Here is a 25,253-nt window from a genome sequence, read left to right as displayed (position 1 = left end):
AAGATTTCTTGGAAGGAGACATCAAAGCTAACCGAAGCAAATTGCAGGGTTTTTGCGCCACGAGTAATTTTGAGGTTGTCCCGATGCCACAAGATATGATTGCAAAGGGCAAGCTGACTCATGGCTATACCCTTGGGTTGTCCTGTGGAGCCGGAAGTATAAATGATGTAAGTTAAGTGATGGGATTGTACGCCAGAAATGAGATTGTCTTGGCTGCACTGAGAAATTACTGCTGCTTCTGTATCCAAACAGATAACTCTTGCTTGATGCTGGGGTAGGTTGTCAACTAGTGACTGCTGTGTGACTAATAAGGAAACTTGAGTATCTTCTACAATAAACCGCAACCGTTCTTGGGGATAGTTGGGGTCAAGTGGAACATAAGCCCCCCCCGCTTTGAGTATGCCCAACAGTCCGATGACCATTTCTATTGAGCGTTCTACACACAGCCCAACTAGGACATCTGCACCTACACCCAAGGAGCGCAAGTGATGGGCTAGTTGGTTGGCACGGCAGTTTAATTGGGAGTAAGTTAGTTGTTGATTACCAAATACTACCGCCACTGCATCTGGTGTCAGTTCTACCTGCTCCTCAAATAACTGATGAATGCTCTTATGCAGAGGATAATCAACTCTTGTATCGTTCCACTCAACTAATAATTGTTGTTGCTCAGTTTCACTCAGCAAGGGCAATTGAGAAATGCGCTGTTGTGGGTTAGCCGTCACACCTTCGAGCAAGTTGACGAAATGACTTGTCATTCGCTCAATGGTACTAGCATCAAACAAGTCTGTGTTGTACTCCCACAGTCCCCTTAATCCTGTGGGGGTGTTCTGCATCATTAAGGTTAAATCAAACCTGGAAGTTTTACCTTTGATGAGGAATGAACTGACATTTAACCCAGTTAGGTCTAATCCAGATGTGGGCGCATTCTGGAGGACAAACATTACTTGGAACAGTGGGGTATAGCTGAGATCCCGTTCTGGTTGTAATGCTTCTACCAGCATTTCAAAGGGCAAGTTTTGATGAGAGTATGCCTCCATTGCCATTTCCCGGACGCGAGTCAGCAATTCGCTGAAGCTGGGGTTGCTTGCCAAGTCGCTACGCATGACTAGGGTATTGACAAAAAAGCCAATTAACCCTTCTATCTCTTGGCGATCGCGGTTAGCAATTGGAGAACCCACTAATATATCTTCTTGTCCTGTATAGCGATAAAGCAGGGTATCAAATGCTGCTAACAGCATCATGAACAAAGTTACCCCTTGTTCTTGGCCCAGTTTTGTCAACTTATTAGTTAGTTCAGCAGACAGTGCAAACTCCTGATGTGTCCCGTTGTAAGTCTGCACAGCAGGTCTGGGTCTGTCTATAGGTAGCGATAATAAGGCTGGTGCATCGGTAAGTTTTTGCTGCCAATAATTCAATTGAGTTTGTAATACATCTCCTTGCAACCACTCTCTTTGCCACAGCGCGAAATCTGCGTACTGTATTGGCAGTGGTGCTAAAGGTGACTCTTGACCTTGAGCATAAGCATTATACAATGCTGCTAGTTCAGAGATAAACACACCCATTGACCAACCATCAGAGACAATGTGGTGCATACACAGTAATAAAATGTGTTCCGTCTCGGACAATACTATTAATGTGGCTCTGATTAATGATTCTGTTGCCAGGTTAAAAGGCTGAGTTGCTTGTTGTTGTAATAATTGCTGTGCAGCAATTTCCCTTTCGCTGGTAGATAAATGCTTAAAGTCAACAACTGAGACTATTCCCTGTTCCCTGTCCCCCTTCAGGTTCGCCACTTTGCCTACCCTCACGGGAAGCCGCTTCGCGTCTACGTGACGGAAGCCGCCAAGACGGCAAGTGGTCTCACCTATCCCCTGTTCCCTAATAACTTGAGTTGGTGTTCCATCAATTGTAATGAAGTTGGTGCGTAACGCTTCGTGACGCGCAATTATTTCTTGTAAGCTTTGCTCTAAGGCAGCAACTTGCAAAGTTCCTTCTAAACGTAATGCTTCAGGCATATTGTAGAAGGGACTATCCGGCTCGAATTGGTCTAAGAACCACAAACGCTGTTGGGCATAAGATAGTACAAGTTCTGCGTTTTCTGCTCTAGTTAAAATGGGTGGTGCAGATAGTTCTCTTGTTTGTTGTTGTAACTGCCCTATCAATTGGGCTAATTCGGCTACTGTTGCAGCAGCAAATAACTTACGCAGTGGTAGTTCCACTTTGAAGATGTTGCGAATGCGTGAAGCGAGTTGCGTTGCTAGTAGCGAGTGTCCGCCTAGTTCAAAGAAGTTATCATGAATGCCAACTTGCTCTACTTTCAGCACTTGCGCCCAAATTTGGGCTAGTAGTTCTTCTGTTGGTGTGCGTGGGGCGACATATTTTTCTAACAGTGTGCCGTCTAACTCTGGTTTTGGTAGGGCGCGGCGGTCTATTTTGCCATTGGGTGTCAAGGGTAGAGCTTCTAGGAAAACTATGGCATTTGGCACCATGTATTCTGGTAACTTTTCCTTAAGGAAGCTACGCAGTTCGTTAACTTTGGGTGTCTGCTCTTTTTGAGCCACAATGTAGGCGACTAGGGTTTTGTTCCCTGGAACGTCTTCACGGGCGATGACACAATTGGCTTGTACGTGGGGATATTGGCTCAGGGCTGTTTCGATTTCGCCCAACTCAATGCGGAAGCCGCGTATTTTTACTTGATTATCGATACGTCCCAGGTATTCGATTGTACCATCAGCTAAATAACGTACTAAATCCCCAGTTTTATACAGGCGTTCTTCCCCCCTGCTTCCACCAAATGGGTTGGGGATAAATTTCTGTTGTGTTAACTCTGTGCGGTTGAGGTAGCCTCTTGCTAACCCTGCACCGCCAATGTGTAGTTCTCCCGGTACACCTATGGGTACTGGTTGCAAATACTCGTCTAAAATGTAGACTTGGGTGTTGGCTATGGGGCGACCAATGGGGACAGATTGTTGCTCAATTCCTAGCTGGCAAGTCCAGAAGATTGTATCAATACAAGCTTCTGTCGGCCCATAGAGATTATGCAAGTTGACGTTGAGACTACTTAACACTTTCTCTTGCAAAGCCACAGCTAAGGCTTCACCGCCACAGAAAATATGTTTGAGGGAGTGACAATTTTCCAGTCCTCCTTGTTCTACGAGTATTTGTAACAAGGATGGTACAAACTGAACAGTAGTAACCTGTTGTTGAGCAATTAAGTTTAATAAGTAAACAGGGTCAGCATGACCTCCTGGTTTAGCTAATAGCAACTGTCCGCCTACTAACAAAGGCGCGTAAAATTCCCAAACTGAAGCATCAAAGCTAAAGGAAGTTTTTTGCAGCACTTTGTCTTGTTCAGTAAGAGGGAATGTTCTTTGCATCCAGGACATATGGTTGCAAAGGTTGCGGTGAGTCAACATCACTCCCTTGGGCTGACCAGTTGAACCAGAGGTATAAATTACATAAGCCAAGTTATCTGCTTGCACAGAGGTAGTGGCATTGTCTTGGCTTAACGCAGAAATAGATTGCCAGTCAGTATCTAAGCAGACAACCTGCGCTTGGTGCTGCGGTAATTTTTCCAATAATCTTTGTTGTGTCAGCAGTACCGCAACTTGAGCATCTTCTAACATAAAACTCAAGCGTTCGCTCGGATACTCAGGGTCAAGCGGTACGTAAGCCCCACCCGCTTTGAGAATCCCCAATAGCACCACCACCATTTCTAAGGAGCGTTCTACACAAATACCCACTAAAGTATCTGGTTTTACTCCCAATGTTTGTAGATAGTTTGCCAGTTGGTTAGCGCGACAGTTCAATTCATCATAGGTGAGTTGTTCATCTTCATACACCACCGCCACTGCATGGGGTGTTCTCTGAACTTGCTCCTCAAACAACTGATGGATACACTTATCCCTTGGGTAATTAGCTTGATTGTTGTTCCACTCAACTAATAACTGCTGTTGCTCAACTTGTGTCAGCAGAGGTAATTGCCAAATCTGTTTTTGAGGATTGTTTACAATAGCTTCCAGCAGTGTTACAAAATGCCCTGCCATCCGCTCAATTGTAGTCGCCTCAAACAAGTCAGTATTGTATTGCCAACAAATTTGCAACACTTCCTGAGCTTCCATCACCATTAAGTTCAGATCCAAATCTGCACCCCGTTGATGTCCGAGCAAGTATGGCTCTATCTCCAGCACTTGTGCTTGACTGTGCAGTAAGTTCTCTTTTAGTTCGTACCAAGTATGTCGTTGCCAAGTGAAACTCACTTGACATAAAGGAGAACGACTAAGATCCCGTTGTGGCTGGAGTTGTTCTGCTAATAAAGAGAAGGGATAATCTTGATGCTTTTGGGCTTCTCTGACCGTCTTGCTGACTTGAGCGAGAAATTCTGTGAATGTAGCGTTTTCCTGTATGGAAGTGCGTAAAACGGTCAGGTTGACAAAGTAGCCGACCATCTCTTTAAACTCTTTACCCGACCGACCTCTCATTGGGCTACTTATGAGGATGTCTGTTTGATTGGTATAGCGGTAAAGTTGGACGTAAAATGCTGCTAGTAGAATCTGATAAAGGCTTGTTCTAAAAGCGAGAGCTAGATGCTTGAGTTTTTGAGTTAACTGTTCATCCAGCTTGATAATATGTGATGCCCCTCGATAAGTCTGTACTGGGGGGCGGGGTTTATCTGCAAGCAAATTCAGTATAGGCAATTCACCAGCTAATTTTTTTTGCCAATATTGCCACAGTTTTGCTCCCTTAGAACTGGATAACATTTCCGCTTGCCAGTGGACAAAATCGGCATAAGATTTATTACTGCTGAAAGAATCTGCTACCTCTGTCTGCTCTTGATTAGCTTGCTCAATTTCTTTGGTATATAAAGCTTGAAATTCACTCAGCAGTAAGTCAAAAGACCACATATCCCCGGCAATATGGTGCATTGTGAGCAAGAGAATGTGTTCTTTTTCTGAAAGAGTAAATAAATTCACCCTTAAAACTGCATCTTTTTCTAAGTTAAAAGGGCGGTCAGCTATAGCAAATATATTCTCTTTTAATTGGTCTTCACTCCAACTGCTGGCATCTATTACTTCAATACTAAAATTATGGTTTTGATTAACTTGCTGAACGGGATTTTCTTTACAATTAGTATATGTTGTTCTGAGGATAGGATGCTTTTCAATAATTTTTTTCCAAACGCAATCGACAGTAGCAAAATTTAAATAAGAATTAATTTTTGTTGTAATAAATATATTATAAGCAACGCTCTCTGGAGCAATTTGGTAAATGAACCACATTGCTTCTTGTCCATATGAAAGCGAAAAACTTGTTTTATTAACTGTGTTCATTAGAATACCTTTAAATATTGAAAAGTAAGTTGTAGAGCCAATTTATAAGTAAGTAACAAATAATTAAGCAGAATAATGAAGATTAAATTTTACACTTTGCATACTGTAGTTTCCCTTTTGACTTTCGTTAAAATTCTATTAATCACAGCATAGGTAAGCTCTAACTCATACTCCAAATGTTTGAGGCTAATCCATTTTTTTAAGGTGTTACTATTTCATGTAACCGTTAGAATTACAAAAATTACACCTAGAAGACCTAGAATAGTAAGTTTTTTTAACGATTTTACCTTTAATTAACCTCACATCTTTATATTGTTAGTCAAACATTATTAATACGAGTAAAGTATATGTTTCATATTCAAAAAGTACAATTTTTACGTGTTTATTCATTTTTATAGGACTACAGAATACTCTCAGCTTGAGCTACAAAATGCAATAGGAGTTAAAGACAGTTAATTAGTCTTATCAATAAAATGTAATAGCAGTTAAGTAGACAGTTAAGACATTTAAGACAGTTAAGATTGTTAAGTGGACATTTGATGTGGACAGTTAAGACATTTAAGACAGTTAAGCAGATAATTAAAATATTTGAAACAATTAATAAATAATAATTACTAGTTGTAACTTAATGTGTAACTAACTAAAAAATCATGCAGATAGTGAGAGGCACTTGCTTTGTGCTTTGCTGGAGTCTACCGCTTCTGCACTATGAACTGCTTTAATTCACATTAAACGTAAACAATGAAAATACTTATCGCAAAACGCTTTTACTCTCCCACCGGAAACCGCCGCATCATCTCCTGCAACTCCACAGCCTCCCCATCGGGTGTATAAACGACCCCTCCTGACATTGCCAGCACTATCCGTTTCCGCCGCGCCTGCGCCAAATTCTGACAAGTGGTCAAGTGAGGCATCGCAGCAAGGTCGAAGGCTAGACCCTGGCGGATGGAACGGCTGAAGATGGCGGAGGTATTGAAGGAGAATCCAGGGTTTGAGTTTTTGCTCTCGTGCTGGGGGACATCCAATAATTAAATTACTCAATTCCTGCATCCAATACCAGTATCCAATTTCTTCTCCCCCTGCCTCCCCTGCTCCCCCTGCTCCCCCAAGCGATTGATTATTTTTTTATTTGGAAGTCCCTGGGACGATGATCCAGCATTGCGGATTTTAATCAAGAAATTAGTGGTGAGGTTTCCGTAGTGGGGTTTTGTGGCAGTAGATGGAGTGCTGATAAAGTGGAATGAATAGCGATCGCACTTCAACCACTGGCATATTGTAGTACTCGTTTCCACTCCCAACGCCCTACTCCCCTTGTTTCCTCACAAAATCTTCAACTTCTTTTTTTATTGTGAAAACAATTACTTAGATTCGCAAATCTTAGGTGGAGAACCTGTAGTAACAAAACGAAGTTAATATTTGTAGACATCACATCATAGCGATCTCAAATGAATGAAGTAAAGCAACTCAAAAAAAACCAGGAGCCAGAATAATGCTCCTGAATACATAACCAAGAGCATATTGCACACAACCAAGAACCGCCATATCGCTACGAGGTCAAAAGAAACATGGAACTCAAATCAGTTACCATCGAAATTCCTGAAGGTTGTAACCTCATTTTAGGGCAAACCCACTTTATCAAAACTGTGGAAGACCTATATGAAATTATGGTGGGGACATCCTCACAAGTAAAATTTGGTATCGCTTTCTGTGAAGCATCAGGCCCCTGCTTAATTAGAATTGTCGGAAACGATCGCTTTTTGCAAGACGTGGCAACTAAAAATGCTCAAGCTGTTGCCGCAGGTCACAGTTTCATTATCTTACTGAAAGAGGCGTATCCCATCAACTTCCTCAATGCTATTAAGCAGTGTCCAGAAGTCTGCACGATTTATTGTGCTACAGCCAATCCAGTACAAGTAATTGTGGCGGAAACAGATCAAGGGCGAGGAATTCTCGGTCTTATCGATGGATTTTCACCCAAGGGAGTAGAAGCAACAGAGGACGTGCAGGCGCGTCAACAGTTTCTCCGCCAAATTGGTTATAAGCTATAGCGGTTAACTTTCATCACAATCATTCGATGGCAAATGGAGCTAGCCGGAGAATATGACAGTCAATTATCGAGAAAAAATTATTACTCTCTGGGTAGTATTTCTACTTGGATTGCTATTTCATACCCAACTGGGTTTAATGCCGATTTTCCACGGTTTAAGCGTTATTGAATCGCAAACAGCTACATCAATTGGTGATATTTCTGGAATTATGTGGTTGATGTTAGGCTTTTTTGTGCTACCAATGCTGGCAATTATTGCTACCACCTTCACCGATTCCAGACGCTATAGAGTAATTCATTTTGGCTTAACTGTGTTTTACAGCGTTATGAATTTAATTCATCTGGTTGCGGATTTACTTCTGCCCCAAGTCATCTGGTATCAAATCGTCTTAGTGGTGCTTTTGTTTCTGATTGGTTTGCTATTGAATTTTGTTGCATTCCAATGGATGCTAATGCCTCGGGTGTTAAAGTAACACAGTAGCTCTTCTGTATTTTAACCCTAAACTAGCATTACTTTTATTTATGAAATTAAAAAGTAAAAATATTTGCTTCTATCAATTTAGAGTCTTTAATATATAATTGACCCATTAATTAAAAGTTGAGTGTTAAGTTTCATTTAGCATTAGCTAAGTTGAATTTTATCAGCAACTTGAAAGTTTTAGGTGTGAATTACGCCTGTGGAAATCTCTAACAAATCTGAATATGCACTTCTAGCGCTATTAGAATTAGCAACTCGTTATTCTAGTGGCGAATCTCTGCAAATCCGGCAGATAGCAGTGCTACAACATATACCAAACCGCTATCTAGAACAATTACTCGCGACATTAAGGCGTAGGGGTCTGATTAAGAGCATACGTGGTGCCAAAGGTGGCTATGTTTTGGCACGAGATCCCCGGAGTATTACACTGCTAGAGGCTTTTACCTGCATGGAAGGCGTAGATACTGCGCCTGCTTTGGATAGCGATACTACAACCGTAGAAACTCAGGTAATCCAAGAAATTTGGCATGAGGCTCGTCAGGCAGCTAATGCTGTTCTGCAAAAATATACACTCCAAGACCTTTGTGAGCGACGAGACATCCATCGTCACAAAGAGCTTATGTACTATATTTAGTGCTGGGGACTGGATAGAAAGAGCAGGGGAGGCTGGGGAAGCAGGGGGAGATGAGGGAGAAAGAATTAATATCTCAGTCCTCAATCCCCAGTCCCTAGTCCCTAATTCCCCTTCTTCAGTTTCTGTTGTTGCGAAATCGAGAGGGTATAGTTATACTGACTTTGAGATAATTCGCCGATATACAGCAAGTATTTTCCAGCTTGCCAGTAACCAGACATTTCTGGCTTAGTTTCGGAGTAACGATCTGCTAAAACACAGAAGCGTCCTCCAGGCCCATCAATTAGTAAAGTTGGTTGTCCAGGACTATCTACTGTTAATCGTAAGTAAGGCAGTGAGTCACTAACCTGGATAATTTGACTGGGTGCATTGGGAATGTTGCCGCAATCGCTTTGAACCGATCCTCCGGATTTACCATTCAAAACCAGCGGATCTGATTGTAACTTGGGAGTAATTTGGATCGATGGTATCTCAGCCAAAATAGGCTCGGTCAGCGCTAAACTCATCGCCAAAGCTGCGGGAACAAATGTCAATAGTCTACGCGTCTTCATGTTAATTGATGCTCCCGACTATTTCTAGAGCGATATTGATATAAATAGGCTGAGTTAATAGACGAGGGCAATCCGTCTAGGTTCCTTAGTGCGGTGTATAAATTTTTCTCTAGTAAATTAATCACTATATGGCTAAATATGAAAATGGTATGAAGTGACTGGTTTCAGAAGACTAGGAATCAGGGATTAGGGATTAGTGACTCTGTACTAGGGTACTAGGCAAGAGGGGTAAAGGTGAAACCATTGCTATGAAAGGGTGTAGAGCAGAAGCTTGCCGCCTACTAACTCACTTGTATCTTGATTTCAAACAAGCGTTCTTTGCCTTATATCCCTACCCCCTTACACCCGCTCATCTAGTCACATTCAGGGTTTGCGTTTATCGAGCGTGCCATTCGGGTAAAGGGGAAAGGGGGAGAACTTTGTTTAATTCCTTTCCCCCTTGCCCCTGACGTTGCCCTTTCCCTTGTCCCAGTCCCCAGTACCCAGTCCAAAGAGAGGTCTTTCTCGCACAGACATTAGCTAAAATCACTAGACAACCGCCAAAAATCGAATTTGGTTAGTCTGTTATTGAACAGTATCCTAGCTGAGCTAAAAAAGATTGATGAATTATCAACCAGAAGAAGACTTACAACGTCGCCTCCAAAAGCTAGAGGCAGAAATCAACTCCTCGTCTAAGGAGGTTGGACAACCACAAGCACCAAACAAGACATCTCAGTCTAGTTTTAGCAACTTAAAATCGCACTTCACGCGATCGCAACTGTGGTTCGACAACTTGTCTGGAATGAGCAAGGTCGTATTTGTGGGTGTGGCGGTGCTTTTAGGCTTTGCAATGGTGCAAGCAGTGCTGAAACTTGTTGCATCGGCAATTAGTCTGGCAGTATTGGCGTTGTTAGTGTATGTTGGATACAAATTTTTTGTGTCTGGTAGCTTTCAGAATAAGCAATAGACTATGTTAACTGCGCCGAAAGCGGCGTAAATATAAAGTTAAAGGGAATTATGTAATGGCGACCCCAATTGTGAGGAGAAGTAATAAATCTAGACGAACGCAAGAATCGGAAAGAGCCAATTCGCTGCCGTTTGTAACCAGGCGCTTTGCTGCTTGGACGGCTGAAATTACACTGGTGGTTGCCAGTGGCTTGGTTCCCTTCGGTCTTGGTACGTTTGCTAATTCTAGAAGTGAGTTAGATCGAGTGCCACTCAATCCCGTGCTGGTAGTAACGGAAAGAGCGATCGCTCGACCTTTAGCTTTGCCTGCTAGCTATGGTATCCGTAACGTCGCATGGCCAACTAATTTCTTGTGGACAGTAGCTCTGTTAGCACCTCTAACGCTCTCGTGGTGGCAACTGTATTTACTAGGTAAAACAGGTAGTACTATCCCCAAACGTTGGTTGGGTATACGGGTAGTTAACGAGCAAGGCACACCACCAGGTTTAGCGGCAGCTGTGGTGCGCGAAGGACTTGGTAGAACGACTGTACCCCTATCCATCGCCTATATTCTCTGGCGTTACAGCTTTGCCTTTCCGAATTTAGGATTATTCACGTTTTTAGCTGTGTTGATGGTATTAGGAGAAGGGTTGGCTTTGCCTGCGCGCCAAGGTCGTCGCGCACTGCACGATTGGCTAGCTGGTACTTACACAATCGATACCACTCACCCCATGCCATCCTCCCTGGTAGCTAACAAAGGGCATTCCTCATCGAAGAGTAATGAACCCGATCGGGCACAAGAAGAAGTAGCCACCCCAGTACTGGCCATCGCTGGGGAGGAAAATACAAGTCTGACCGCGTTGTGGCGACGGATGCGGCAAAATCCTAGTCTGACACTGTTTGGGGTAGCGCTGACAAGCATGACGGCGGTGCTAGCAACTTTGATAGCCACTCAAATCTATGTCCAAACTCAGCAAACCCAGCGTGAAACCAACCAAATCAATAGCCAAAAGTTTCTCGCACTCGTAAAACAATTAAGTCCCAACTCTGGCGCTACTACTGAGGAGCGTCAGAGTCTAATATTAGCGATGGGTGGTCTAAATGACCAGCAGTCCATCCAATACCTTGCGGATCTCCTGGTTAGCGAAACTAACCCCATTCTCTTGGATACGATTCAACAAGCTTTGGCAAGTATCGGTCTTAAAGCCATTCCCGAATTGAAAAACAAAAATCAGTTCCTGGCTGGCGAGTTGGATGCGAGCAGCAGTGTACCTCAAGAGCGAGAATTGCGACAAAAGCGGTTACAACTAAACCAGCAGACAATTAATAAGATTCTTACTGTTTACAGTGGTAAGTCCGAGGGTATCGACCTCAGTCGTACCCAATTAGGTCAAAGCGGCACTGCGGGAAGCTCCTTTTTCAACTTGGTGTTAGAGAACGTTGATTTATCTGGAATTAAGTTCAAATCTGCAAATCTTAACCAAGCTAGTTTTAAAGGTAGTCGTTTCCGGGCAACTGGTGACGATGGACGCTTCGATACCTACGACGATGCCATCGCTGATTTGAGCCAAGCTCAAATGAAACAAGTTAATTTCAGTGATGCTAACCTGAGTCGCGTCATAATGACTGGTAGCGATTTAAGCCGCGCCACCCTCAACAGAGCCAATTTATCTAATGCGCGTTTAGTTGGTGCTAACCTCAGCAGTACCCAACTAGTGGGAGCAGATTTGCGAAGCGCAGTTTTGGAAAATGCCAGCCTGACTGGTGCAGATTTAGGTGACGCAAAATTAAACGAAGCCAATTTGTACGCTGCTCGTTTAGGTCGCGTCATTGCGATCGGCACCCAATTGTCATTGGCTAACTTAGCTAAAACTGATTGGCAAGCATCGGACTTATCCGGAGCCGATTTGGAACGTGCCAATCTCAGCAATGCTAACCTCAGTGCTACTCGTCTAACTGGTGCTACTTTGCGTTCTGCCCAGATGCAAAACGCCAACTTGCGAAATGCTGACCTAAGTCTTGTAGATTTACGAGGGGCGAATGTCGCAGGCGCTGATTTCCAAGGGGCAATTCTCGCTCCTGCCAAACAAGATCCCGCAGATCAATTTGTGCAAACACCAGACCTAGGTTCAGTATCTGCTGTAGTACAAGGAGTTGATTTTTCCCAAGCCAAAAATTTAGATGCTAAGCAACTAGCTTACATTTGTACCAAAGGAGGCATTCATCCTCGTTGCCCGTAGAGGGAAGAGAGCAGGGGGAGCAGGGGAGGCAGGGGAAGATGAGGGAGAAAGAACTAATACCTCAATCCCCAATCCCCAATACTCTAATTTATTTTGCTATTACCCGTTACCGATGACCAGTAACAGCGATAACATAGGTATTCAAAAGAACCTTTAAAACCCATAATGGTGTGAGGAATCGGGTAATGAAGTACATTCCATATTTGGTTTCAGTGCTGGGGATTGGCTCAGTCTTGAGTTTGGCTGTGGGCACTCAAACAGCCCAAGCTCAAGTAGCATATGGTAGCTATGTTGGTATAGGGCCGACTGTCGGCTTTACTGATGGTATTCGAATCGGCGGAGTTTTAGCTTTCCGCTACAAGCTTCTAGAATCACCAATTTCTTTTCGTGCCCAAGCGTTAATAGGTAATAATACAGCAGTTGTACCAACAGTTTCTTACGACTTTCCTTTGAACTGGCAAACTGATGCCTACTTGGGAGCGGGATTGGTGTTGGCTGGTGGTGGTGGTTCTTCTCCTGTAGGCGACAAAATTAGTTTTGCCTTACAGCCAGGAATTGATTACGTTGTCCCCAATAGTAATACTGTCCTTTTTGGTAATGCTATTATTGCTTTCGATGCCTACCGCAATAGCGGTGGTACGGCTGTCTCTGTGCAAGGTGGTGTCGGTTTGCGATTTTAATCGGCAATTGAAAAGAATCACAAATTTCTCACAGGCAATTCGACAGTCGTGGAGCAAAGCTGAGTCAGAATTTGCCTATATATTTCATCTTGGCGATCGCCCCCCTTGGCTGTAAATCCTCGGGGGGTATATAAATTTAATATTTATGCTCAACTTCAATTTTACTGAAAAAACTGTACTAATTACTGGTGCTTCGCGGGGGATAGGACAGGCGGTGGCAACTGCTTTTGCCCAAGCCAGCGCGCGTGTGGCAGTTCATTACCATCAGCACAAACAAGCAGCTGAGCAAGTTCGGGAATCTTTGGCAGGCACGGGTCACATTTTGGTGCAGGCCGATCTGGCTAATCCCATTGCCATAGAGCAAATGGTACACCAAGCGATCGCACAGTTAGGACACATTGATATCTTAGTTAATAACGCTGGCATCTATCAGGAACATCCCCTAAACCAAACCAATTATCAGGACTGGCAAGCTGCTTGGCAACAGACAATTGGTGTTAATTTGCTGGGTGCGGTCAATGTTTCCTACTGTGTTGCTCGACACATGATAGAACGCCATAGCGGACGAATTATTAATGTAACTTCGCGTGGTGCATTTCGGGGGGAGCCTACAGCCACAGCTTATGGAGCTAGTAAAGCGGGCCTTAATGCCTTTAGCCAGTCTCTAGCACTACATTTGGCTCCCCATAACATTTTTGTAACTGCTGTGGCTCCTGGTTGGGTAGAAACCGATATGACACGTGCAGTTTTAGAAAGTCCTAGGGGTAAGGCAATTCACCAGCAAAGTCCCTTAAATCGTGTAGCCAGCCCAGAGGAAGTGGCGCATACAGTCCTCTTCCTTGCTTGTGAGAGTGCTGAGTTTCTCACAGGCGCGATTGTCGATGTGAATGGAGCCAGTTATTTACGGTCATAGGGCATTGCTTATACCAATTTGAGATTTTGGAGCCACTGCGTTGGGGAGACAGCGCCGTGGTGAGGCAGTTCCTCATGGGGGAAACCCCCATGAGGAACTGCCGAAAGGATTTCCCGCCTTTAGGCGACTGTCGTCGGCTTTGCCGACTTGTTCGCTCAAGCGCGTTCCCGCAGGGTAGCAAGTGGCGTGATTTTAGATTGGGCAGAAGGTGAAGCAGGAGGTGAGTCAGCGCCGTCTTGGGGAGCCACTGCGTTGGGCGGCTTTGCCGACTTGAAGCAAGTGGCGTGGTTTCCCCCATGAGCGACTGACGTTAGCGCAGCGTTAGCGACGCAGGAGCGTCACCCGAAGGGCAGGAATTATTTTCTTTATCTCCCTTGTACTCCTCATCTCCCCGATCCTTGTCAATGATTTGTTTGCCAATTGAGATGTTTCTGTCTGGGGATTGCTAAACCTACACGTTAAATCGGAATAACATTACATCCCCTTCCTGTACAACATACTCTTTACCTTCACTGCGAACTAACCCTTTTTCTTTCGCAGCGTTTAGGGAGCCATTGGCGACTAAATCTTTATACGCAACGGTTTCAGCGCGAATAAATCCTCGTTCAAAGTCACTATGAATTACACCTGCTGCTTGAGGTGCAGACATCCCCGCATGAATCGTCCAAGCGCGGGTTTCTTTGGGACCACTGGTAAAATATGTCCGCAATCCTAAAAGAGTGTAGGTAGCACGAATCAAAGATTTCAAGCCCCCTTCTTCCACACCCAACGATGCCAAAAAATCAGCTTTATCTTCTTCTGGTAATTCTACTAATTCAGCTTCTACTTGAGCAGAAACTATAACAACTTGAGCATTTTCTTGTGACGCAATTTGCCGGACTTTTTCTACAAATGCATTACCCGTTGCCAAGTCATCCTCAGAGACATTGGCGGCGTAGATAATTGGTTTATTGGTCAGTAGTCCTAGTCCTTTGATAATCTCTGCTTCTTCTTCAGTCAAACTCACCTGACGCACTGATTTACCTTCATTTAAAGCAGCAGCTAATTTTTCCAGTACTGTTACTTCAAATTGTGCGTCTTTACTGGTACGAGCTTGTTTGCGAGTGCGGTCAACTCGCCGCTCAATTTGTGCTAAATCTGCTAAACCTAGCTCCAAATTAATAATTTCAATGTCTCGTGCTGGATCGACAGAACCAGCAACGTGAATAATATCGTCATTCTCAAAACAACGCACTACATGGACAATAGCATCAACTTCCCGGATGTGGGATAGAAATTGATTTCCTAATCCCTCACCCTGACTTGCACCTTTAACCAAACCGGCGATATCCACAAACTCGACACGTGCTGGGATAATTTGTGCCGAACCGGAAATTTGCGAAAGCACATTTAACCGCTCATCCGGTACTGCGACAACGCCGACATTCGGTTCAATCGTGCAAAAAGGGAAGTTAGCCGCTTCTGCTTTGGCATTAGCAACTACGGCATTAAATAAAGTAGATTTTCCGACGTTGGGAAGTCCGACAATTCCGGCTCTTAGCATTTGGATTTTAGATTTTGGATTCTACTACAAAGATAATTTAAACAGGTTCGGGAATCGGCTGGGGAATTGGCCCCGGAACTGGCTGAGGAATTGGCCCTGGAATCGGCTGGGGAATTGGCCCCGGAACTGGTTCTGGTACAGGCCCTGGAACTGGTTGGGGAATTGTTGGCCCGGGTATGGGTTCGGGACTAGGTAAGGGGTTTGGTTCAGGATTGGGAATCTGTGGTTCGGGTATGGAAATAGCCGTGGGATAAATCATGGTAAACCTGATTAAATTATTCGACTTTCCCAAGCTAGATGATAACTAAAACTGCTGACATCTCCCTAAATAGCTATACTTAACCCACTTTCCTTAATAATTTACCGCTATTGCTATCAACTGCATCGGGACTCAGTTCTTAAGATGGAGAGTTAGGAATCATTAATTTTATCTCCCCCTGCCTCCCATACTCGCTTGTCTCCTCGTCTACTTTAAAGAACCCCCCAAATAGAATCTGGAGGGTTCGGTTTATTTCTCTTGAGATTTAATCACATCCGCTGTGCGCCTGGTTGACCATTTTGAACTACAAACGAAGCTAGGGTACTGATAGAGGCATTCGGATCAATGATGCTAGATACAGCGCGGTAGTCACTTTGCCAACGTTCTTGAGTAAGTTTGCACCGAACGTAGCCCCGGAAAGCACCATCGAAGAATTTGGTGTGGGGATTATCGCTGAGTGCGGCTTGAACTGGGGCGATGAACGATGTTGGAAAGTCGGAGGTAATTGAGGTTCCCACAAACTCAGTACCGACTGTGGCTGAGGCTGGGTTCTTAAAGTCAAGTTTCAGGTCATGTACCCAACTGGAATGGATATCTCCGGTAATCACAATCGGGTTAGAGGGTTGGCGCTGATTGAGAAAACTCAAGAGCCGATCGCGTGCAGCTACATAACCGTCCCACTGATCCATGTTAAATACTCCAATCTCTGGACGACCATCAAAATCGTATTCAGCTAACATGGTCTGCTGAGCAATTACATTCCAGCGCGATCGCGATTTGTCTAGCCCCCGAAATAGCCACTGCTCTTGCTTTGCTCCGGTCATAGTAGCATTTGCATCCAAGGCTTGGATGCAGCGGGGTTTGAGTCCGTCATTACAAGGTTGGTCAGTGCGGTATTGGCGTGTGTCTAGCACGTGGAACTCAGCTAAGTCACCGAAAGTCAACCGTCGATACAGTTGCATGTCTGCTCTGTTGGGTAGCGAAGACCGACGCAGCGGCATATGTTCGTAGTATGCTTGGTAAGCATTGGCTCGCCGAGTCACAAATGCTTGTTGGCTTTGGTTTTCTTCGGGTATCAAGTTGGCATAGTTGTTTTCAACTTCATGATCGTCCCAAGTGACTATCCAGGGGAAGGCAGCATGAGCAGCTTGCAAATTTGGATCGGTTTTGTAAAGGGCGTGGCGATTCCGATAGTCTTGGAGAGTTACGATTTCTGGACTATTATGCTGGCGCGGGCCGCCGGATTGCGGGCCGTACTCGTAAATGTAGTCACCCAGATGCACAACAAGGTCGAGTTCTTCATTAACTATGTGCCGATAAGCTGTGTAAAAGCCGTTTTGCCAGTCTTGGCAAGAGACAAAGGCGAAGTTTAGTTGCTTAATGGCATTATTAAAAGCCCCAGGTGTACGAGTCCGCCCAATGGGGCTATCTTCACTGCCAACTTGAAATTGATACCAGTACCAACGGCCAGGTTCTAGTCCACGCACATCAACATGTACAGAATGTGCTAATGCTGGAGTCGCTAGTACTGTTCCGCGTTGCACAACCTTTCTCATGTTTTCGTCAAGTGCAACTTGCCACCGCACCACAACATTTCTGAGTGGCATTCCACCACCATAGAGTGGTTCGGGAGCTAGCCGCGTCCATAAAACAACACCATCGGGCAGCGGATCGCCAGAGGCAACACCAAGTTTGAATGGATAGTCAGAAAACCTCGGTTTCGCCAATGCTGGAAGTTCTTGGCTAGCCACCGCTAACCCTGTAAAGAATCCTGCACCCAGCAAAAAATTCCGTCGTCTGCAACGATTTGATAGCAGGTCGCAATCCATAAATTCCATCACCCCTACTGAAATGTAGATATGGTTGGCAAACTTTCAGAGGTTCAGTGGCTTGATTAACTGCTCTCCAGTTTGCTCAACCAAATAAAAGGAACGTACTATCCCAGAATCAAGTGCAGATTAAGATGATGTTAAGTTTGATAGATGACCAATGATTGTTGAATACAAGACATCATCACCTTCAAAACATTGTTGCTGGCGATTGATGACAGGGCATCCTTCTTTGAGGATTTATCAGTTAGAAATCGAAGAAAATTAAACTTAAGTAGGAATGAGATATTTTGTGTTCCATCCCTACTTCAAGATTTTAGATCGACTTACTCTATTTTTTTATTTTGATAGAATTCGATAACCTCGTCCAATATTTCAACAGGATAGGTATTAATTAATTTCCCCGGGTCTCCGATCTGCAATTTTTCTAATTGAACAACCCTTTTGGCGGCAAATTTTACTAGCATGAGTACCTAAACTCTGTGCCTCTTTTTGAGAGACTCTAATTCGATTAATGTTACAGTAGCCACGAATAGTATTGTTTCTTATTTTCACCTTAATAATAAATTTCTTTAGGTTTTTGTAAAAAAAGATTATTGATTAACTCATCCCTTTTAGCCTATCTAATGGGTACTCAAGAACAATTTGGTGAAATGAAATCCACTCACCATCTCCTGTTCAAACGTGTTGAACACCCTCAAGTTTGGTGGCATTCTTACTCTGTATGGCTTTGAGGCTTATTTCTTTCTCAAAACTGTTTAAGTTCCGATAAATACTCTCTCAAAACTCTATTTTCTTCTTCATGCTCAATCAAAACCATACACCCTTATTAAATGCCTTAAAAGCCTGTGCGGCAAGTTCCCATGCTCCTTTTTACACTCCAGGACACAAGCGAGGCAAAGGAATTTCTCAACCCTTGGCTGATTTACTAGGCAAAGCTGTGTTTCTGGCTGATTTAACGGAATTAGCAGCGTTAGATAATCTTTTTGCACCGCAAAGTGTTATTCAAGAAGCGCAAGAATTAGCGGCTGAGGCGTTTGGTGCTTTACAAACATGGTTTCTTGTCAATGGTTCTACTTGTGGCATTGAAGCGGCAATTCTCACTACCTGTGGCACGGGCGATAAAATTATTCTGCCTCGAAATGTGCATTCCTCTGCGATCGCCGGTCTAATTCTCTCCGGTGCCATACCAATTTTTATCAATCCTGAATATGACCCCATTTTAGATATTGCCCACAGTATAACGCCCAGTGCTGTACAATCTGCCCTGCAACAGCATCCGGATGCTAAAGCAGTGTTGACAGTTTACCCAACATATTACGGCGTTTGTGGAGATGTCGCAGCGATCGCCCACATTACCCATCAATATGATATTCCTTTACTTGTAGACGAAGCCCACGGCGCACACTTTACTTTTCATCCTGAATTACCTACTCCAGCTTTAGCCGCAGGTGCAGATATAACTGTACAATCTACTCACAAGGTACTTGGTGCAATGACACAGGCATCAATGTTGCACGTCCAAGGGAACAGGATAGATTTTGACCGAGTGAGTAAAGCCTTGCAACTCGTGCAGTCTACTAGTCCTAGTTATTTACTTTTAGCTTCCCTAGATGCTGCACGTCAGCAAATTGCAGTGCATGGAAAAGATTTGATGTCTCGTACTTTGCAACTTGCGGATGAAGCTAGAACCAAAATCAGCCAAATTCCGGGATTAGCTGTTTTAGAGATACCTGCAAAAGCAGAATTATCACCTAGCTTTCTGGCTTTAGATAAAACAAGGCTAACTGTTAACGTGTCTGACTTGGGTTTAACCGGATTTGTAGTAGAGGAAATTTTAGATGAAATGGGTGTTATTGCTGAGTTTTCGTCACTCCAAAATCTTACTTTTATTATTACTTTGGGCAACACCCAAGCAGATATTCAGCAATTAGTACAAGGTTTCACCACAATAGCTAATAAATATGTCTTACAACTAAAGTCGCAGCGACACAAACTTAGCCTATCTTGGCAGGCTAATAATTATGAATCTAGGCTTTCACCTCGTGAAGCTTTTTTTGCTGTTAGTGAGACTTTAGCATTAGAATACACAAGCGATCGCATCTGTGCTGAAATCGTCTGTCCTTACCCTCCAGGTATTCCTGTTTTAATGCCAGGAGAAGTAATTACCAAAGCAGCTTTAGAATATCTGCGACAAATTCAAGCGATGGGTGGATTTATTGGTGGTTATGCAGATACTAGCCTCAAAACTTTAAAAGTTGTCAAAAATTAACGCTAGGTATCGCTACCAGGGCAAACGCATCTAAAGTATAAGAATCCTTTAATGGCAAGGGTTTGGGCGTTTTATAATTGAGTCTCTTTTTTCATCAATATCCTTGTCCCGCAAGGGTTTCAGGTTTTACGTGCGTTTGCCCTGGTATCGCTACGGGATGTAGATTTTTATTGAATTTTTAACTCTAACCAAATGAGTGTGATTATTTCTAAGATAATTTAGATAGAGCTAAGTAAGTCGGTGGGAAAAAACACAACCATATTAAGAAAGATAAACGAGGCTAAAACTCTCTTTCCTCCTGCCTTCTGCCCTTCGGGTGACGCTCCTGCGTCGCTAACGCTGCGCTAACGGCAGTCGCTCATGGGGGAAACCACGCCACTTGCTTCAAGTCGGCAAAGCCGCCCAACGCAGTGGCTCCCCAGACCGCGCTGCCTCACCTCCTGCCTCCTGCCTCATCCCAACTACAAATATTTACGCCGTTCTACTTACTTGAGCAAACTGCCCGTAAGTAGTGTAATAATTTAACTCACCAATTTTGATTGTTAATTGTTTTCAGATTCTCATAATTATTAGTCAACAAACCTTTTTAACCTTTTACCTTTTTCTGCTTACTCCCACAATCTAGCGATAATAATGCCTAGCTGAACGCAAATGATTCCTAGTATGGCACTACCAGCCCAATAAGTAGTTGCAGATAACCAAGTAGCACTACGCAACAAGCCAATGGTATCTAAACCATAGGTAGAAAAAGTTGTGTATGCTCCTAAAAATCCTGTGGCTACCATTAATCGTATTTCTGGGGAAATAATCGCCACTTTTTCTACTGCCAAGGTGGCGAAGAATCCCATAGCTAAACAGCCGCTGAGATTAATGAAAAAAGTGCCATAGGGAAAACTGGTGCCGAAGTATTGGGCAAACCACAATGTTAAATAGTAACGACTTAAAGCACCTACAATCGCACCTAAACTAATAGCGATCGGAATACGAATTTCTGCTTGTTGTAGCATGTTCAATTTTTGATCGAGTTGCCCCTTTGGATGATTCAACTCCATTAACTGGGAACAAGTCAAGCGATGTCTACGACGGGCTACGCCTACGCACTATCTCAGCAATTAAAAATATACATCCAAAGATAGATGTGTAATTTTCTTGTTTATGATTCCTGCTTTAATTGTTAATTAATATTTAAAATAGTAAATATTATTAATTGTTTGAATTTGATGATATTACCACAAGATAAGTAGGAAAACCGTACTTATCTGACAGGTTTTCTGCACTATATATCTGAGTTTAGCTAGATAAAATCAAAGTGCGGCTTAAGTGATGCTGTTGTCTAGAAAAACTTACAAAAATTAATACAGCATTAGCAGGAGAGCGAAAATATGGGAAATCAATTGAAAACAGCTGCTTTGCTAGCTGCGTTGAGTGGGCTTCTAATCGCAATTAGTTACTGGGTAATTGGCGGTACTAGTGGCTTAATTATAGGAATTGGCTTAGCAGCACTAACAAACCTGTTTTCTTGGTATCAATCAGATAAAATTGCGCTAGCAGTGTACCGCGCTCAACCTGTGAGTGAGGCGGAAACGCCGGGACTTTATAGGATAGTGCAGAGATTGTCTCAACGCGCTAATATACCTATGCCAAGAGTTTATATAGTTCCTAGTCAAACTGCTAACGCTTTTGCCACGGGGCGCGATCCAGAACACGCTGCTGTTGCTGTCACCGAAGGTATTTTGAATATATTGCCAGAAGACGAATTGGAAGGCGTTATTGCTCACGAGCTGACCCATATTATTAATCGTGATACCCTAACCCAAGCAGTTGCTGCCACAGTTGCTGGTGCGATTTCGTTTTTAGCCCAAATGGTTAGTTACAGCCTATGGTTTGGTGGTGTAGGATCGCGACATGACAACAGAGGTAGTAATCCTTTAGGTGTGTTGTTAACCGTACTACTTGCGCCGTTAGCTGCCACAATCATTCAGCTGGCTATCTCGCGTACACGGGAATTTTCTGCTGATGCTGGTTCTGCTAAATTGACTGGTAATCCTCGCGCCTTAGCCCGTGCATTGCAAAGGTTAGAAGCTACAGCACGGCAAATGCCTTTAAATGCTAATCCAGCGTTTGAGCCGCTGTTAATTATCCATCCCATCTCTGGACAATTTCTGGGTAACTTGTTCTCTAGCCATCCTCCTACAGAGGTGCGAATTGAACAATTGCTGAAATTAGAGCAACAACTGCCGACTAGAGCTTATTAGGTTTTTGTTATTAGTCATTTATCATTTGTCCTTTCTTTGTGAAATCACCAGTGATTAATGGCTAATCATTATAGGGTGCAGTTCTTATTCGATAAGAAGGTAGCAATTAAGGATTTTTCAACTATGACTGCTAACAACATCGAACCAAGCGAAACTACAATAATTGAATCCGTCGAATCTACAGTAATTGTAGAAATCAGTCCTCAAACTCACGCACTTGTGGAAGCCGAGATGGCTGGCGAAACTGATGAAGTGAAGCGCGAAACCAAAGCGCTGATTGAAGCGTTAAGAAGACGGGCACAAGCTGAGGCAAATTCAGCAGGTACACTGACCCGCGAAACCTATTTAAATGCTGTGCGTCAAGCGCGAAGAGCTATAGAAGGAGAAAAATTTATTGCAGGCGATCGCTTAGAATACACTTGGGTAGTATTTCAGGACGAAGCTGAGAAAAACTGGCATTTGTTGATGAAAGAAGTGGCAGAATTTAGCATACGCCTGCAAAAAGCTGCTAAAGCCGCCTGGGAAGCTTTCAATGACCCGCGCTCTCAAAGTTAAGTAGAGAAAAGGTAAAATATCAGGGGCGCAAAACCTTGCGCCCTTTATGTTTTGAACCCCATTGATATCATGTCCCAATACTTCTCGGTTAAGAATTAAGCAGTATTGAGAATAAAAAAAGTGAGTGGTTGACGTTTAGTACCCGCTCCTCTGTGGATTGGTTTTCTAGATGGAAACTTAGAACGAGGTTTTTTGACTACTCTGGGATTTGTTCTGCCCTGTCTTGGAGGGATTTTTTGCTCCAAAATTTCCAGGATTAGTTTGGAGAAAAAAAGGGTAGTTGCTCGCTGTTCGCATCTTGGAAATCAGCAATAGCTCGACGAAAACTAGAGAGAGTACCAGTGAAACCTAAGCACAAAGCATTGATCACAAGTTAAGGTTGTAAGCCAGTTGTCAAGGGGATTTTAGAAGGTGCTTGAAAGAAAAATTCAGGTGTGCCTCGTTGCTTTCCTCTTAAGGGTGCGACAATTAACCTGACGTTGGGTTTTCGTTGTCGTTTAACAATACCTAAATCTTGATTTTCTGGCGCAGCAAAATATTTGATAGGGTTAGAAGCGAGACCTTTTTGATGAGCAATATAAAAATGGTAAAGACCGCGATAAATCATTTCTAAAGAAATCGAGTCAAAAGGTAAAGCAAGTTCGTCGGCGACAGCATCTCCTAAATCAATTAACACAGCATAAAATAACCAAGTTCCCCAAATCTGTAATTGAACACCATTAACAGAGCCAGTCCATAAATAATTGGAATGTTTTCTGTTAAACAGTTAACTACTTCGTTCAAGGTTTTATTATCAGTTAAAACTGGAGTGGTAATTGCGGTCATAGTCAAACCAGATATTCCTCTAGCTCAATTTTCACGCAACTCTTTGACAAAATTCTCTACAATAACAGAATAACCATATTCTGGTGCCAGATTTGCTCTTACTCTTGGCTGATTTATTAGCTTTACTTATGTTTTAGGTCAGCTAAGCAATTTAACACTAGTATCTAAAACTACGATTTTTACACAAAAATCCATCTAAACAGGTATTCACGAAACAGCGATCGCCAAACTTTTCGGTCTACTGGAGTTAGCACTGCTGCCACCATTAATGGTAAGTTGAGAATCCTGTCTCTTAATCCCAGTTGACGGTAGTAATTTTCCTGTGATGTGATGGCCGGTGTCAGTAACTGCTCTAGTTGAAAAGCAATTACTTCGTCTTCTACCATTGGTCGTTGCTTCTTTTTAGCATGATCTCGAGAGCGTTTGACGACTGCTGCTCACGGTTTTTTAGAATCGCTCAATTACTTGCATTAATTGAGTTTCACATAATTTTTTCTGTTAGCAAATCCTACTTGCAGAGTAGCATGATAATGATAATCGTAATAGAGCATCGAAGAGCTGTACCAACAGTCAAATTTGTGGACGAATATTGTCAGTGGTATAAAACTCTGTTTTCAGATGTTAGGAGCTTCGAGGCTTTGAAGTACCTGCACATAGGGTGTGTTTCCGATATAAAACGCACGACTTGATATCTCATAGTCAAGTCAATCTTTAAAAATAAGAATTTTTCTATTTTTATAAGCGATACTCTTATTTAAAGACAACAGTATTATCATATTATTTAACTATGGTTTCCATTATTTTTACTGTTATTTAAATTTTAACTGTCTTATCTTTACTTGTATTCTCTGACGGCGAGCGCCCTGACTTCAGGCATGGGGTATTCTGTCTTCTGACTCCTTCTCATTCAAATTTATAACTGATTTTAAGATTTCCTTTTTGACGTTTTGCTTTAGTAACTACTACACTTTTTAATTCATTAAGTGATTTTAAATGAGTCCCCCCACATGGAGTTGGATGAAGATTGTCAATTGTCACTACTCTCAAAGGTTTTCCTGGAGGTAAATTATTAGGGATGTTAGACCAACGCACTGCTAATTCTTCTGGCGTAATCAGTGAAGCTTCTACTCTGCTAGTTTCATTTAAAGCTTCAATAATTTTTGTATTAACTTCAGCAATAAATGTTTCCGTATTTTCAAACGAAGGGCTTCCTTGAAACTCTACATAAGAACCATCCGGAAAATGATACCCTTTAACTGCGATTAGATTTTGATCGAGGGATTCGACTATAGTGTACATAAGATGTCCAGCTGTATGAGCCTTAGCATTTTGAATACGACGGGCTTCATCAACATATAAAGTTACCTCTTCGCCTTTTTCTAAGGATACAGATGAAAAATCTCCATAATGACGAACATCTCCATCTACAAAGCTTACGAAAGTGATGGGAAGCTGAACTCCTTTTGCTTCAATAGTGCCTATATCTGAAGGCTGACCACCACCCTGCGGATAAAACACAGTTCTATCAAGTACACAATAATCACCTCGCTCATCATTGGCAACATACTCAATGTGAGCCTTATCAGTAAATTTATAGGTGTCTTTAAGATAAGCAAGTACTGTAGACATAGATAAATCTCTCTACTTGATTTTGATAACGATTATTTAAAAAATACAATAAATCACGAATAAATAAACTATCTAAATACTCAGTTAATGCTTAGGTTAAAAGCATTTTTACTAAAATATGTAAGTTATTTTCAGTGAGTTCTCGATGAACTATAGGACTCATATTTGATTTTTGAAATACACGTAGGTGCGTTATGCCTCTGGCACCATCCTATGGTTTTGGTGCGTTACGCTACGCGATAACACAACGCCAGTTTGCTCAAGTCGGGAGACCATCATTTCCCAATTTATT

20 protein-coding genes and 2 pseudogenes are annotated in these 25,253 nt (G+C 42.9%); 12 read left to right on the top strand and 10 right to left on the bottom strand.

What is annotated here, in order from left to right; all coding sequences use genetic code 11:
- Together RMY31_RS16415 and RMY31_RS16410 are read right to left on the bottom strand one after the other, a co-directional pair.
- On the bottom strand, positions 1–5,330 hold a 5,330-nt coding region (locus tag RMY31_RS16415; protein ID WP_409878021.1), incomplete at its 3' end, for an amino acid adenylation domain-containing protein.
- 767 nt (positions 5,331–6,097) lie between these two features.
- Complete coding sequence (locus RMY31_RS16410) at positions 6,098–6,244, bottom strand: hypothetical protein (RefSeq protein WP_322666026.1); 147 nt, start codon at positions 6,242–6,244, stop codon at positions 6,098–6,100.
- 651 nt (positions 6,245–6,895) lie between these two features.
- Between RMY31_RS16410 and RMY31_RS16405 the strand changes: the two genes are divergently transcribed.
- The 3 genes from RMY31_RS16405 (at position 6,896) to RMY31_RS16395 (ending at position 8,489) form a co-directional block, all read left to right on the top strand.
- A complete protein-coding gene (locus tag RMY31_RS16405) occupies positions 6,896–7,378 on the top strand; it encodes an adenosine-specific kinase (RefSeq protein ID WP_322666024.1) in 483 nt (160 codons plus the stop codon).
- A gap of 52 nt (positions 7,379–7,430) precedes the next feature.
- Entirely contained in the window at positions 7,431–7,850 is a 420-nt protein-coding gene (locus RMY31_RS16400) for a hypothetical protein (protein ID WP_322666022.1), read from the top strand.
- A 204-nt stretch (positions 7,851–8,054) separates the two neighbouring features.
- Positions 8,055–8,489 (top strand): RrF2 family transcriptional regulator, encoded by a 435-nt coding sequence (locus tag RMY31_RS16395; protein WP_322666020.1) that lies wholly within the window; start codon positions 8,055–8,057, stop codon positions 8,487–8,489.
- Between the two features lie 101 nt (positions 8,490–8,590).
- Here the strand turns inward: RMY31_RS16395 and RMY31_RS16390 are convergent, their stop codons facing one another.
- Positions 8,591–9,037, bottom strand: coding sequence for a hypothetical protein (locus RMY31_RS16390; protein WP_322666018.1), 447 nt, complete (start codon positions 9,035–9,037; stop codon positions 8,591–8,593).
- A gap of 601 nt (positions 9,038–9,638) precedes the next feature.
- On the opposite strand from RMY31_RS16390, the gene RMY31_RS16385 reads away from it, so the two are divergent.
- The 5 genes from RMY31_RS16385 to RMY31_RS16365 all read left to right on the top strand — a co-directional run bounded on the left by RMY31_RS16385 (position 9,639) and on the right by RMY31_RS16365 (position 13,972).
- Entirely contained in the window at positions 9,639–9,983 is a 345-nt protein-coding gene (locus RMY31_RS16385; RefSeq protein ID WP_322666016.1) for a hypothetical protein, read from the top strand.
- Between the two features lie 55 nt (positions 9,984–10,038).
- Positions 10,039–12,201, top strand: a complete 2,163-nt coding sequence (locus tag RMY31_RS16380) for a pentapeptide repeat-containing protein (protein WP_322666014.1) — start codon at positions 10,039–10,041, stop codon at positions 12,199–12,201.
- Positions 12,202–12,386: 185 nt separating this feature from the next.
- Positions 12,387–12,881 carry a hypothetical protein gene (locus tag RMY31_RS16375; protein ID WP_322666012.1) on the top strand — a complete coding sequence of 165 codons (495 nt, stop codon included), beginning with the start codon at positions 12,387–12,389 and terminating at the stop codon, positions 12,879–12,881.
- A 145-nt stretch (positions 12,882–13,026) separates the two neighbouring features.
- The gene (locus RMY31_RS16370; RefSeq protein ID WP_322666010.1) at positions 13,027–13,794 is read left to right on the top strand and encodes an SDR family oxidoreductase; all 768 of its coding nucleotides are present in this window, start codon (positions 13,027–13,029) and stop codon (positions 13,792–13,794) included.
- A gap of 40 nt (positions 13,795–13,834) precedes the next feature.
- The gene (locus RMY31_RS16365) at positions 13,835–13,972 is read left to right on the top strand and encodes a hypothetical protein (RefSeq protein ID WP_409878020.1); all 138 of its coding nucleotides are present in this window, start codon (positions 13,835–13,837) and stop codon (positions 13,970–13,972) included.
- Between the two features lie 273 nt (positions 13,973–14,245).
- On the opposite strand, the gene ychF is transcribed toward RMY31_RS16365, so the two are convergent.
- The 3 genes from ychF to RMY31_RS16350 form a co-directional block, all read right to left on the bottom strand.
- Positions 14,246–15,337 carry a redox-regulated ATPase YchF gene (gene ychF, locus RMY31_RS16360; protein WP_409878019.1) on the bottom strand — a complete coding sequence of 364 codons (1,092 nt, stop codon included), beginning with the start codon at positions 15,335–15,337 and terminating at the stop codon, positions 14,246–14,248.
- A 37-nt stretch (positions 15,338–15,374) separates the two neighbouring features.
- The gene (locus RMY31_RS16355; RefSeq protein ID WP_322666004.1) at positions 15,375–15,596 is read right to left on the bottom strand and encodes a hypothetical protein; all 222 of its coding nucleotides are present in this window, start codon (positions 15,594–15,596) and stop codon (positions 15,375–15,377) included.
- Between the two features lie 269 nt (positions 15,597–15,865).
- The gene (locus RMY31_RS16350) at positions 15,866–17,434 is read right to left on the bottom strand and encodes an alkaline phosphatase (protein ID WP_322665999.1); all 1,569 of its coding nucleotides are present in this window, start codon (positions 17,432–17,434) and stop codon (positions 15,866–15,868) included.
- Positions 17,435–18,227: 793 nt separating this feature from the next.
- Between RMY31_RS16350 and RMY31_RS16345 the strand changes: the two genes are divergently transcribed.
- Positions 18,228–19,697 (top strand): aminotransferase class I/II-fold pyridoxal phosphate-dependent enzyme, encoded by a 1,470-nt coding sequence (locus RMY31_RS16345; protein WP_322665997.1) that lies wholly within the window; start codon positions 18,228–18,230, stop codon positions 19,695–19,697.
- A 608-nt stretch (positions 19,698–20,305) separates the two neighbouring features.
- Here RMY31_RS16345 and crcB read toward each other — a convergent pair.
- A complete protein-coding gene (gene crcB, locus RMY31_RS16340) occupies positions 20,306–20,704 on the bottom strand; it encodes a fluoride efflux transporter CrcB (RefSeq protein ID WP_322666030.1) in 399 nt (132 codons plus the stop codon).
- A 375-nt stretch (positions 20,705–21,079) separates the two neighbouring features.
- Between crcB and RMY31_RS16335 the strand changes: the two genes are divergently transcribed.
- Complete coding sequence (locus RMY31_RS16335) at positions 21,080–21,952, top strand: zinc metalloprotease HtpX (protein WP_322665995.1); 873 nt, start codon at positions 21,080–21,082, stop codon at positions 21,950–21,952.
- A gap of 123 nt (positions 21,953–22,075) precedes the next feature.
- Entirely contained in the window at positions 22,076–22,507 is a 432-nt protein-coding gene (locus tag RMY31_RS16330; protein ID WP_322665993.1) for a hypothetical protein, read from the top strand.
- A gap of 373 nt (positions 22,508–22,880) precedes the next feature.
- Here RMY31_RS16330 and RMY31_RS16325 read toward each other — a convergent pair.
- Positions 22,881–23,252: pseudogene (locus RMY31_RS16325) on the bottom strand (IS4 family transposase); the annotation flags it as partial.
- A gap of 259 nt (positions 23,253–23,511) precedes the next feature.
- Positions 23,512–23,718: a hypothetical protein gene (locus tag RMY31_RS16320; RefSeq protein WP_409878018.1), complete on the bottom strand. Its 207-nt coding sequence runs from the start codon at positions 23,716–23,718 to the stop codon at positions 23,512–23,514.
- 144 nt (positions 23,719–23,862) lie between these two features.
- Between RMY31_RS16320 and RMY31_RS16315 the strand changes: the two are divergent.
- A pseudogene (locus tag RMY31_RS16315) lies at positions 23,863–24,012 on the top strand (IS701 family transposase); the annotation flags it as partial.
- Between the two features lie 223 nt (positions 24,013–24,235).
- Here RMY31_RS16315 and RMY31_RS16310 read toward each other — a convergent pair.
- The gene (locus tag RMY31_RS16310) at positions 24,236–24,961 is read right to left on the bottom strand and encodes an alanine--tRNA ligase-related protein (RefSeq protein ID WP_409878017.1); all 726 of its coding nucleotides are present in this window, start codon (positions 24,959–24,961) and stop codon (positions 24,236–24,238) included.
- Positions 24,962–25,253: the final 292 nt, after the last annotated feature.

This window comes from Dendronalium sp. ChiSLP03b, from assembly GCF_034531165.2.
Taxonomy (GTDB): domain Bacteria; phylum Cyanobacteriota; class Cyanobacteriia; order Cyanobacteriales; family Nostocaceae; genus Dendronalium; species Dendronalium minutum.
This window is presented reverse-complemented; position numbering and strand designations above follow the sequence as displayed.